The organism is Pedobacter sp. UYP1 (assembly GCF_040547305.1).
GTDB lineage: Bacteria > Bacteroidota > Bacteroidia > Sphingobacteriales > Sphingobacteriaceae > Pedobacter.
This window is the reverse complement of the sequence record NZ_JBEPPL010000020.1, coordinates 37699-49581: the sequence shown is the minus strand read 5'-3', so window position 1 is coordinate 49581 and position 11883 is coordinate 37699. Positions and strand designations below refer to the sequence as shown.

9 protein-coding genes and 1 riboswitch are annotated in these 11883 nt (G+C 38.9%); of the genes, 1 reads left to right on the top strand and 8 read right to left on the bottom strand.

Going from position 1 to position 11883, the window contains the following annotated elements:
- Positions 1-55: 55 nt before the first annotated feature.
- A riboswitch (SAM riboswitch) is annotated at positions 56-152 on the bottom strand.
- A gap of 439 nt (positions 153-591) precedes the next feature.
- Genes ABIB30_RS25300 through ABIB30_RS25280 form a run of 5 tightly spaced genes read right to left on the bottom strand, consistent with a single transcriptional unit; the run spans position 592 to position 4300 of the window.
- Positions 592-1008: a hypothetical protein gene (locus ABIB30_RS25300; protein WP_354305803.1), complete on the bottom strand. Its 417-nt coding sequence runs from the start codon at positions 1006-1008 to the stop codon at positions 592-594.
- A gap of 2 nt (positions 1009-1010) precedes the next feature.
- Positions 1011-2453, bottom strand: coding sequence for a GMC oxidoreductase (locus tag ABIB30_RS25295; protein WP_354305802.1), 1443 nt, complete (start codon positions 2451-2453; stop codon positions 1011-1013).
- The gene (locus ABIB30_RS25290) at positions 2450-3442 is read right to left on the bottom strand and encodes a UbiA prenyltransferase family protein (RefSeq protein ID WP_354305801.1); all 993 of its coding nucleotides are present in this window, start codon (positions 3440-3442) and stop codon (positions 2450-2452) included. Before ABIB30_RS25290 ends, ABIB30_RS25295 begins: the two co-directional genes overlap by 4 nt.
- A gap of 10 nt (positions 3443-3452) precedes the next feature.
- The gene (locus ABIB30_RS25285) at positions 3453-4130 is read right to left on the bottom strand and encodes an HAD family hydrolase (RefSeq protein ID WP_354305800.1); all 678 of its coding nucleotides are present in this window, start codon (positions 4128-4130) and stop codon (positions 3453-3455) included.
- Positions 4131-4177: 47 nt separating this feature from the next.
- Positions 4178-4300 (bottom strand): hypothetical protein, encoded by a 123-nt coding sequence (locus ABIB30_RS25280; RefSeq protein WP_354305799.1) that lies wholly within the window; start codon positions 4298-4300, stop codon positions 4178-4180.
- Between the two features lie 60 nt (positions 4301-4360).
- Here ABIB30_RS25280 and ABIB30_RS25275 point away from each other — a divergent pair, with 60 nt between their 5' ends.
- Positions 4361-5824 (top strand): glycosyltransferase family 39 protein, encoded by a 1464-nt coding sequence (locus ABIB30_RS25275; protein ID WP_354305798.1) that lies wholly within the window; start codon positions 4361-4363, stop codon positions 5822-5824.
- 51 nt (positions 5825-5875) lie between these two features.
- On the opposite strand, the gene ABIB30_RS25270 is transcribed toward ABIB30_RS25275, so the two are convergent.
- Genes ABIB30_RS25270 through ABIB30_RS25260 form a run of 3 tightly spaced genes read right to left on the bottom strand, consistent with a single transcriptional unit; the run spans position 5876 to position 11712 of the window.
- The gene (locus ABIB30_RS25270; RefSeq protein ID WP_354305797.1) at positions 5876-6994 is read right to left on the bottom strand and encodes a metallophosphoesterase; all 1119 of its coding nucleotides are present in this window, start codon (positions 6992-6994) and stop codon (positions 5876-5878) included.
- Between the two features lie 7 nt (positions 6995-7001).
- Positions 7002-8465: a RagB/SusD family nutrient uptake outer membrane protein gene (locus ABIB30_RS25265; RefSeq protein WP_354305796.1), complete on the bottom strand. Its 1464-nt coding sequence runs from the start codon at positions 8463-8465 to the stop codon at positions 7002-7004.
- A 16-nt stretch (positions 8466-8481) separates the two neighbouring features.
- Positions 8482-11712, bottom strand: coding sequence for a SusC/RagA family TonB-linked outer membrane protein (locus ABIB30_RS25260; protein WP_354305795.1), 3231 nt, complete (start codon positions 11710-11712; stop codon positions 8482-8484).
- Positions 11713-11883: the final 171 nt, after the last annotated feature.

Sequence of the window (11883 nt, the reverse complement as noted above, 5' to 3'; positions counted from 1 at the left end):
ACTGCCTCTGCAAAGAAGCAAGCCAGGAAACCTGAATAGTTACTTGTTATTAATTAATTTATAATCCATTGCTGGATCAGGTTGAGCACTTTTTCCTATGGAAAGTTGCTAGAAGTTCAACGAGACTGCCTCTCCCTTCTTCTGTATAAATCAACTAACTAATGGTGGTGATTAATTAGATGGTAAAGCTGTATATTTAAAATAAATCCTGATACCCCGGTGCTTTGTTGTAAAGAATAGATGACCACCATAATATTCCATCAAAATGCGCCGGGGTATCAGGATTTTGAAATCAAGATTATCAGCTCCGGTAATTGAGTGGATTTACAACTGCTGCTTAACGATTCAGTTTGTAAATTATAGGGTCAAATAGTAGTCTTTACGCCATACAACATCGCATAAAATTGCCTGTTAAATCAGTCAGCAATAATTTTTGAAGTTGTAATTTAGCAATCATGGTGAGCGTATTTTTAAATTGTTTTAACTTATCTACCCTAAAGATAAGAATGAAAAACCGTAAAAACAATTAATACTACTATTTTAGTAGTATTAATTTATAAAAAGTTGTTTTCTGGCTAAAAACGCCACTAATTAATCAGCAGGGTATAATACAAAAGAATAAGGATTTGGAACAGGGCTTTTATAAGGACTATATAATCCCAGGTAGCTGACCAGTTTACTTTCGTCCATTTTATGGATAAAAAAATCTGTTGACAGCAGGTAAAATTTGATCAGTTCAAAAATCTGATTTGACTTTTCTGCTTTAATCCCTAAATAATAAAAGGCTTTCCACCTGAGATTAGTCATTGCATTATTGGATGAGGAACTGAAATAATCATTGACGTACTGATCCAATCCTGCAGTATCCAGTTTCAGGTAATACAGTTCTTCTCTGATTAACATGACGGCATGTTTTCGCAGTGATGGAGATGCGATATATAATGCAGGAGGAAGAATTAACAATCCTGTTCCGATACCTGCCATGGTGATGAATGTTCTTCTTTTCATAACTAAAATGAATGATCTGCGGAATACAATGACATAGCTGATAAAGTCAGTGTTGGATTTGATGCACTAAAAGTAGTAAACGAGCCGCTGCCCAGTACAAAAACATTTCTGTACTGTTGGTGAACCATATTTTTATCTACCACACTATCTGCCGCAGTTTTACCCATTCTTGTGCCTCCTAAAATATGTCCTTCGTTAGGAAACGGGTCCAGGAATTTCAATTTTTCTACAGGAAGACACGATAGAATTCCCGGAAGAACTTTTTTCATGTTTTCCATTCCCTTCAGTGCATAATCGGATCTGCCCCCTTTAAAATTGATTTCAGGCACCAATTTATCTGAAGTGGTGGTGATATAATTCGTTGAGAGTGGTAAATCTTCAAAAATCATACGGAAAGAGGTCATATTTAACCATTTACCTCTTTCAAGCCGGATATTATAAGGTGCATTATTAGTTTCGATCAAACAGGCAGCATAATCCTTACGGTGGTTGCCATCATATAACATATAACCGTTTGCATTGACCCAGGTACTGCCCCCTGTATTTTTCAGGTTGTCCAGATAAATTAAGACCTGCATGCCAAGCTGTTCTCCAAACCCTTTACCAGTCAATGGATTACGATCACCTGAATTTAACAGGATATTTGAATTAAACATCGGATTAGCACCCAGAACGATAACCTCTCCAGCGATCTCATAATCCTTTCCGTCTTTCACATAACAAACCTTTTTTGCTATGTTGCCTGCGGTTTCCAAACGGTAAACCTGTGCACCATATAAAAGTTCAACCTGCGCGTTCTGATATACGTCAATACCAGAATTCTCTATGGTGAATTTAGCATCTACCGGACAAACATCGCAGCTTGAGTTGGCCATACATTGGTTTCTCCCTTTTGTACCCCTGCTCGCCCTTGCAGTAGGCTGGCTGATGTACTGATTTCCATATTTCTGATGCAGTATTTTATCTATCGGGCTGAAATTATGAGCTGGAAGCGGATATTTACTTTTCTTAGGAAAAGGTGTTCCGTCCGGCCCGGAAATAGCCATCAATTCTTCTGCTTCTTCATAATAAGGGTCAAGCTCTTCATAGGTGACCGGCCAATCGTTTTCTACCCCAAATAACGTCTTCATTTTAAAATCAGAAGGCATAAATCTTGGTGTACATCCCCACCAGCAATTAGAACTTCCTCCAAAAGCAGTCGTAAAAGGCCACCTTTTCTCCGGGGTTTTATTCATGATCTGATCTTCCCACGAGTTACCAGAGGCCGGAGAATCAGCAAGCTCCCCTCTTTTGATCTTTAATCTTTCACTATGCGGGAATAACTGTCCGCGTTCAAGCACAAGGATCCTCTTTACTCCTTTATTCTTTTCCAGATACTTTTTCAGAAAAAATGTAGAAGAGAAGCCGGTGCCAACAATAATCAAATCGTAATAATCGTATTTCATCTAATATTGGATGCGTTTTTAAGGAACCAATATAACCATGGAATATCAACAAACATCAAAATGCAAAGCAATGCCGTAAAAAGAAATAAATATAACATAAACCACTTACGTGTATGTAGTTTTTCGGAACCCTGTACTGGAGAATCGTTCAATAATCCAATTCTGAGATACCATGAAAACAACAGAGCGAAAAATGGAAAACTAACCAGTAATTCTATTCTGTCCTTAATCAGGAAAATACCCATAAAAAAGGCAGAGGTAATCGCGTAAAAAAACATAGAGACCAGTAAGCTGTTTTCCGTATAAAACTTAAACGACCTCCGGTACTGACCAGCCGTTTCAGGATTTCCAATCATCCTGTATTCTGCAAAACGTTTAGTAGCCATTAAAAATGCACCTCCCATCCAGTAGGCAACAATAATACTGGTTGGAGGAAAAGTGTTGATCCAGTCAAAATCCCATTTGCTGTCCGGAGCACCTAATGCCGGAGAAAATATAAACCAGCCCAAACCAAAACGTATAGGGTTATTCACTGATTCAGAAAGCACATCCAGAAATACCCGTTCTTTACTCCTGAATGGTCTTACATTATAAATAACCCCCATAAATAAGAGGAAAGCCGAAAGCAGGATAAATTTATACGAGATCAGGTAAGCTAATGACAACCCTATAATTGCAAGAGCAACGTATTCCAGGTAAACTAACTTTGGGTTTACCGTGTATACAACAGAAGATCTGTTCTTTTTTAAAGGATGGAACCTGTCAAAATCTGCATCCAGGTATTCATTGATCACATAATTTGCCGATGCAATTAAACAAGTACTGATAATTCCAATAATGATTTTAAAAAACAGATGGCTGTCTATAGGTGTCTTAAATACAGATAATGCAAACAGCATTCCAGGTACCATGAAAACGTTCTTCACCCAGCTGTCCGGGCGGGCGAGGGCTATATAATCTTTAAGACCCGCCTTTTTTTTAACCGTCATTTACAATCTCTTATTTATAATGTCCTTTTAAACTATTTGCAAGCGCTGTATATAAGCTGCCTGAGTTATATTTATTGATATTGAGGTAGCGTATTTTTGCCCGGGCAGCACATATTCCATCCAGTTCATCCCGATCGCCTATGTAAAGACATTCTGCTGAATCAACACCAAAGTGCTTCATGATATGAAATAAAGCAATTGGTTTCGGCTTCAAACAATTAACCTCTGTATCAGTAGAAGCGACCACCAAATCGGCTTCAATTTTCAACGCTTTTAATTTATCAATGGCACCGTAATCTGAATAAATAGCTACTTTGATCTGATGCTCCTTTAACAGCTGCAAAAATGGATATATTTCAGCGTACCGGCAAGCATATAAATAAGGATTTGGAAATTCAAACATCCATTTTGAAACGACCTTTTTAATTCTTTCCAGCGGGGCATCTATTTTAGCTGCACACCATTGATATTGTTCAATCTCCAGGTTATTACTGCAATAACCTGCCTTTTTTTTACGCTCGGAACGGAAAAAATATAGAATCAGGAGATCTCTGAGTTGCGTTGGTCTGACTAAATAATATTTTAGCAAAGCATATAACATTCTTCTTCTTAATCCAGACTGATTGTACAAAGTACCATCTACATCAAGAATCAAAACTTTTATTTTCTCCCAATCTATAACATCCACCTATGGCTATTTAAATAATCTTTAAATTTATGAATTATTTGCATTAATTAAAAAGTTTCCCATGACTGAGCATCACTCATATGTGTAAAAACCAATCCAGCTATCTCAGAAACCAAAATATTTGGTACAGCATAATTATTGGATGCGGCATTTTCGTTCGTCTCTTCCATCTTTTATATAACCGCTCCCTTTGGCTGGATGAAGTTTATCTGGCTACCAGCCTGATCAAAATGAATTACATTGAGCTGGCGGCCCACACTTTGGATTATCAGCAAAAAGCACCGATTGGCTTTTTATGGGTTGTAAAAACATTTGTTTACCTTTTAGGAACGGGCGAAATGGTGTTGCGTCTATTTCCTGTTTTATGTGGTATAGCGGCAATTTTGCTTTTCATTCCTGTAGCCAAGTATTTCCTGCGCCCGGTTGCAGCAATAACAGCTGTAGTGATATTAGCACTGGCTCCTCCTCTGGTTTTCCATTCCGTTGAGATCAAACAATATTCGACTGAACTATTTGCCACTGTACTGATCTTGTATATTTATATGCACTATAAGGATCGGTTAGCATGGCGATCATTACTCGTCTGGGGAATTTCAGGAGCTGCAATTCTATGGTTCTCCTACTCATCCATATTTATTCTGGCTGGAATTGCAACAGGCATCAGTTGTAAAAATCTTTACAAACGAGACTGGAAGCTATTCTTCAGACAATTAGTCCCTTTCTTGTTATGGCTAGCAGGTTTCGTCCTGAACTATCTGCTGTTTACACACAAACATGCGGAGTCTAAATGGGCAGCTGAGTGGTTTGATTTTTATCATTATTTCATGCCATTGCCACCAGTCAATATGGAAGAATTGCGTTGGTATCCAGCGGCCTTGTATCATTTAATAGAATATCCGCTTGGCCTGACCTGGAAATTGTTTACTGGAAATTCTGTTTTGCTTAAAGCGCTTCTGAATACTCCATGGTTACCACTTATTGGGCTGTTTTATGGGATATGGCTCTATATTAAGGATAAAAGATATGCGCTGATCCTGTTATTTCCATTTGTGTTTGTTTTTCTGGCCTCAGGGCTTAAGCTTTACCCTTTAAACGAACGGTTCTGGGTTTTCATTTGTCCTTTGCTCATCCTCTTTATTGTCAAAGGAATAGATCAAATTGCCTCATTTTTCAAATCAGACAAGGTGAGCTTGTTATTCTTTATACTCTTAATAGCAGCGCCAGTTTACAATTGTGTGCAAACAATGATACATCCCGATGAATTTATCATTCATAAAAGATCTTTTCAAAAAGAAGCACTTACTTATGTGAATACTCATTTTAAACGTGGTGACCTAGTTTATGTGTACTGGAATGACCTGCCTGGCTATCGTTTTTACAAGCATACCTACCCTTATAATTTTACTGCACTCGAAGGAGGAGATTACCGCAAAGTTTCAACCAGTTATCCTAACTACATAGCCCATTTACAAAAAGACCTCAGATCATTTGAAGGAAAGAAAAGAATCTGGGTGATTTATAATCATCTTATTCTAACCGATATTGGCGATGAAATAGATCAGCCCGCCTGGTATTATTTAAAAAACATCAACCCTACAGATCGCCTGATGAGCCACCTCTCCACATTGGGGAAACAGGAGAACGTTTACACCTCATTTGATGTGAAGGTCACTTTGATTACGCTGAAACCTTAAAAAAATAAAAAGCGGCTCTTCAAAAGAAGAGCCGCTTGATTAAGTGATGGTTTATGAGCCCTTAGGCAGTGGTATCTTATTCCCCGAAGTATTAATCTTATACCAGGTTTTATTTTCATAAAGTGCACCTTCATGTTTGCCTTTATGCTGGTTGACATCGATTCCCAATACCTTGCCTTGATAATAAAAGCCAACATTATCAGCAGTTATCGTATGTCCGACAATGATTCTTTTCACCTGATAAAGCGCAAGTGTCCGATTAACTTCTTCTTCAGTTGCTTTAGGTTCAATAAAATATCCGCGGTACCAAAACAAAGAAGAGCGTGTCCCGTCAAAGAATTTACGAACTACACTGTCAGTCATTAAATCTTTCTTTTTAGCCAGTGCATAATAAGGACGGCACTTAGTGTTGATTTCCGTCAGACCCATTTTTAAGGTATTGATCACTGGGGCAACTCCCGCATGCAGACAGAGGTTGTCTCCAATCTTCTCGATCAGATTTTTACTCCTCAACCAACGTCCCATTTCCGTATCCTGGCTATAAAGTTCTTTATAGTCCAGTCCCATTAACTTTGCATTCTCAAAATATTTAGCTTCTACATACCGCAGGTCGCCACTCAGGTTCATAATATCATGGTTACCCAAAATCGTATGCAAATAGCCCCCTTTAGCCTTAGACTCCTGTTCCAGCTTATATAAAAGCCAGAGCGTGGCCGGAACTTCTTTTCCACGGTCAAATAAATCACCGCAGATAACCAGGTGTCCTTTCCCGAAGATCCAGTTATACTGCTCATCTATTATTTTATTGGCCAGCAGCAGCTTTCTGAATGCTTCAAACTCTCCTTCTATATCAGAAAGAGCAATTATCCGGTCTGGCTGTTTAAACTCCGCTGGTTCATTTTGAAGAACCCGTTGCAATTTCACCGTAAAATCCCATTCCGGGTGATCAGAAAACCTGACTTTTAAGGGAAGCCCCGCTTGAGCTCCAGCCGGAAAGGTTTGTAACTTAGCCTTTCGAACACCGTCTTCAAGTACTACACTGTGTACCTCTATTTGCTCTTTTTTATAAAGTACATAGGGCCCATCATTCACATTTGCCCGATCAGCAGTATCAGGGTTTAGCCACAGGCCATTGATTAAAAGCGGCAATATCAGCGTCAGTAGATTCATATTTCAACTATTTATAACCTTGATTTTGTTCCATATTAGGATTAGCATTCATTTCAGCTAAAGGGATTGGCAGCACAGTTCTCAAAGAAGTATTTGCTACAGGTATGGTAATACCACCTGTACGGTATTTAACAAATTCTGCTTTATTGCGCGTCAAATCAAACAAACGATGTCCCTCAAAAGCAAACTCCTTACGGTTTTCCACAAGAATAAGGTTTTGTAAAGCTACTCCGGTTTCTGTAGTCGTTGGTTTTGCAGTATCTGCGCGTTTTGCGACCACATCTAAATCTGCCGCTGCTAAACCATCTTTACCCTGCTTTGCCCTTGCTTCTGCCCTGATTAGATAAACCTCTGATAAACGAATCACTTTAACCCCTTCCTCATAAGTGGAAATATTGTTATACTTCGTAATCACAAAAGCAGGATCTTCACCCCCGCTACCACTTCTTTTACTTTTAGTCATGAAACCTCTGCGTACATCAGTGCTCTTATATAAATTATATAAGTCATCAGTAGCCAGACCATCTCCATAACTAGCTCCTTGTAATAAAAAGCTGGATAACGCATCCTGAGCCAGGTTATCTGTCAGTGTAAATTGTACTTCAAAAATTGCTTCACTATTGTTCTGAGTTCTGAAATTAGCAGAGCCGGCAGCATAATTTGCATTGCTTAATAAGGTGTACTTATTACTGTTGATGACCTCTGTAGCCAAGGCTTCTGCATTTACCCAGTCGCCCATATACAAATAGACTCTGGACAGTAAAGCCTTTGCTGCGTAATGTGCGATATGTCCTCTGTTAGCAGCGCTGAAACCTATTGGCGCAGCCGCTGGAAGCAAAGTAATCGCTTTTTGCAGATCATTAACCAGTTGTGTATACCCTTCTTTAACCGTATTCCTTTTTGGAGAAATCACATCTTCTTTACTTGTCCCGCTTTTAATTACAACAGGGATTCCGATATGGCTGGCATCAGCCGACGCATTGTAAGGCGCAGCATATAAACGCAATAAATCGAAATGAGCTAATGCTCTCAACGTATAAGCCTCACCAATCAGATGCTTCATTTCACCCGATTCTGTTTCAGGAACAACAAGCTGTTCTCCTTTTGAGATAATGATATTCGCATTCACAATCGTTTTATACAGTGTGTTCCATGAGCCCGAAGCTGTACCGTCATTCACCGTTGTGATGTATTGATCATAGCTCGTATACCGGTTAGAATTTCTTCTGCTGATATACATATTGTCTGCCATCAAATCTGGCAGTACAACTAAACTGCGGCCATAATAGGAAGCGCTTTGTAAAAGTCCATAAGTCCCCATCACAGCTGCCCTGGTACTTGGTAAATCTATAACCACCATATTCACATCAGTTTGCTGCTCTGGATTAATTTCCAGAAAATCCTTTTTACAAGAGCCAAAGGATAAGGCCACCATAACTAATGGTAATATTTTATATACTTGTTTCATCATTTCCATCCTGAATAAATTAGAATTTAAGATCAATGCCCAACAGAGCAGTTTTATAAATAGGAACATTTTTGTCTGCAAGACCATCGATTCCTACTTCCGGGTCGAAACTGATACGCTTGTCTTTGATATAAGTAAACAGGTTATTTGCTCTGAAATAAACCTTTGCACTGGCCAGATTAATAGATCTGATCCATTTAGATGGTAATTGATAACCCAGAGAAACATCACGCAAACGGATATAATCACCATTGTAAAGAAAACGGGAAGAACCCTGACTAGAAGGACCGGATTGTGTTCCTGTAAATACAATTTTAGGTTGATCAGTGATATCACCCGGATTGCGCCACCTGTGATCGTAAGCATAACGCGTCATCCTTGTTGTCGGTGTAAAACCACCTGATCCATCAGAAAAGCTCGTTGCTCCGTAATTATCATAAATCTTGTTTCCAAAATTAAAGTACAATTGGAAGCTCAAAGAGAAACCTTTATAAGTAAATGTATTCGTTAATCCACCAAAAACCTTTGGCAATGCACTCCCCTGGTTGAATTGAGTTGCAGAACCGTAATTGTTAGTTGTTTTTGATTTGGTTCCATCCGTATACCATAATGCTTCCCCATTAGCAGGGTCTACACCGGCATAACCTACCATATACAACTGATAAAAATCACCGCCAACAAAACGATTATAATTACCAGAAACGATCGGGCTGTTTAGCGCAGTAATCTTATTGTTCATGGTAGAAATATTGAAATTAGTTGTCCAGCCAAAGCCATCACTTTCAGACTTTAAGTTGATACTGTTAAGCTCTAATTCCAATCCACTGTTTTTCATTGCACCGATATTATCAGTATAACTTATCAGGCCATTGGTTGCTGAAATAGGTCTGCTTAACAAAAGGTCTGAAGTTGTACGTGTATAATATTCGACAGTACCAGTCAACCTGTTTTTCAGAATTCCAAAGTCCAGTCCGACGTTAAACGGTTTATTTTTCTCCCAGGTCAGCTGGTTATTCCCGTAATTGGAGAATTCCAGACCTGGCGCATTGTCATAATCAGAGCTTTTATATAAGGCCCTGGAAGCGAAATTACCAATATCCTGATTTCCATTCACCCCGTAACTTGTACGTAATTTAAGCTCTGAAATCACGTCCTGTCCTTCCATAAAATGTTCACGGCTGATGTTCCATGAGCCTCCTAGCGACCAGAAATTACCATACCTGTTATCAGATCCAAATCTTGAAGAACCATCCCGGCGCACAGAAGCACTCAGGTAATATTTCGATTTATAATCAAAGGACGCATTAAAAAACGCAGAATTAAGTGCGTTTGAAGTTGCATTCGAACCACCACTAACTAAAATTGAAGCATTGTCTAGTGTATAAGTGTTCGGCAAAAAATTACGCTTAGTTACACTATTACCTACTTCATTCACTTTCTGGGCCTCATAACCTACATAAGTTTTAAGACCAAAATCGCCCAGTGTTTTATTGAAACGTACAATAGTCGTATTTACCCAATTCGAAGAACGGCCGGTACCAGCGGTAGCTCTTCCGCCATCTGTACGGGAAGTACCTATCCCGGATTTATTATAATCTGTTGTCTCTTCATAAACAAAATTAATATTCGACTGATTCTCTATCGATAACGACGGTAATAGCTGGTATTTAGCCAGAAAATTACCCAGCATTCCGTAAGAATTATTTCTGCTGAAGCTTTCTTTAACCTGAGCTACTGGATTATACCTGTTAAAATAGCTGAAATCGTAAGTACCATCATCGTTATAAGCCTTTAACCAGGGTTGGTAAATGGAATACATCCGCACTGGATTTCCAAATGTACCACCATCTGCCTGCGTCTGGTTTTTACGATAATTGACCTGCAGGCCTCCAACAAAAGAAAGACTTTCTGTGGCCTGGTTACTTAATTTTAAATTAGCAGTACTGCGGGAAAACTCACTGCCAAGCAAGGGGGCTTTCGCTACATAATGACTTCCGGAAACATAAAACTTAGTCTTTTCTGTTCCGCCACTTGCAGAAAGATCGTATTGATTATAAGTTCCTGTACGGGTAAGCAAATCAAACCAATCCGTATTCACATTAGGGTCAACCGCATTATCAACCAATGCTTTATCAAAAAGTGCCACATCATTTCCTTTATTTACCCAGCCCTCTTTTAAGAGTTCCAGCATTTCTTGTGTATTTAAAGATTGATGTCCTTTGATATTCGTCACGTTATTTGCACCAAATTGTGCCGAAGCATTGATAACTGTCTTTCCTGCTACTCCACTTTTTGTGGTAATCAAAATCACTCCGTTAGCAGCCCTTGACCCGTAGATAGAAGCTGCAGATGCATCTTTTAAAACTGTTACTGATTCTACGTCAAAACTATTCAGACTGCTGATCAGACCAGATTCTAATGGTATCCCGTCCACTACATACAAAGGCCCGCTGCCGGCATTTACAGAACCAATACCACGAATCCTGACATTAGGCACAGCACCAGGTTGTCCTGAACCATTGGAAGAAACCAATCCGGCAACATTTCCCTGTAAACTCTCCTGAATACTTACACGCGGGCTGCCATTGATCAAATCAGACTTTAATGTTTTAGCTGATCCGGTAAAAGAAGACTTGGTTTGTGTACCATAAGCAACTACCATCACTTCATTTAAACCTTCATTAGATGGCGTTAAAGTAATATTTTTGATGACATCATCTTTTTTAAGGTCAATAGTAGCCAAATACTTTTCATACCCAATAAAACTTGCCGTCAATATATATTGACCTGGTTTTGAGAGGTTAAAAATATATTCTCCACTGGTATTGGTTTGCGCACTCTGCTTAAAATTATCAGCACTTAGCTGCAGGCTGACACCAGGCAATGGCATTCCATTTTCATCTAAAACTTTTCCTTTAAATGTAATCGCTTTATAATAATCTTCAGTATCGCTTAAAACCAGATCAGTTCTTCTCAGCAATACATTATTTCCAACTATCTTAAACGTTAAAGGCAATACTTTTGTGCATTCATTTAAAACAGTTTCTATAGAAGCCGTTTTAACATCGATAGACATTTTGATTCCACGGATATCATGTGTATCATAAAAAAAGACGTAACCGGTCTGCTTTTTAATAGACTCCAGAATTCTTTCTAAAGAAACATTTTTCTCCTTCAGACTAATCTGGCTGTATCCCTTTGCGCTGGCTTGCATCAGGGCCAGAAACAACAAGATTGTGGTCAATTTCATAATGAGCAGTAATTTAGGGGGTAGCCATGCCTTGGACATAGCTCTGGTAATAGCATAAAAATTCATACTTTTGTGAGGTTGGGTTAATACAGTAAATTCTCGAAAATTTGTTTTTCCCGGATCTTTTCCGGGGGGATTAACTCAGCTATTCCGCAGTTGTGCTCCAACACT

Bases quoted from the DNA above. Each gene is read 5' to 3' on its own strand.
- ABIB30_RS25300 (WP_354305803.1), bottom strand. From the start codon at position 1,008: ATGAAAAGAAGAACATTCATCACCATGGCAGGTATCGGAACAGGATTG.
- ABIB30_RS25295 (WP_354305802.1), bottom strand. From the start codon at position 2,453: ATGAAATACGATTATTACGATTTGATTATTGTTGGCACCGGCTTCTCT.
- ABIB30_RS25290 (WP_354305801.1), bottom strand. From the start codon at position 3,442: ATGACGGTTAAAAAAAAGGCGGGTCTTAAAGATTATATAGCCCTCGCC.
- ABIB30_RS25280 (WP_354305799.1), bottom strand. From the start codon at position 4,300: ATGGAAGAGACGAACGAAAATGCCGCATCCAATAATTATGCTGTACCA.
- ABIB30_RS25275 (WP_354305798.1), top strand. From the start codon at position 4,361: ATGAATTACATTGAGCTGGCGGCCCACACTTTGGATTATCAGCAAAAA.
- ABIB30_RS25270 (WP_354305797.1), bottom strand. From the start codon at position 6,994: ATGAATCTACTGACGCTGATATTGCCGCTTTTAATCAATGGCCTGTGG.
- ABIB30_RS25265 (WP_354305796.1), bottom strand. From the start codon at position 8,465: ATGATGAAACAAGTATATAAAATATTACCATTAGTTATGGTGGCCTTA.
- ABIB30_RS25260 (WP_354305795.1), bottom strand. From the start codon at position 11,712: ATGAAATTGACCACAATCTTGTTGTTTCTGGCCCTGATGCAAGCCAGC.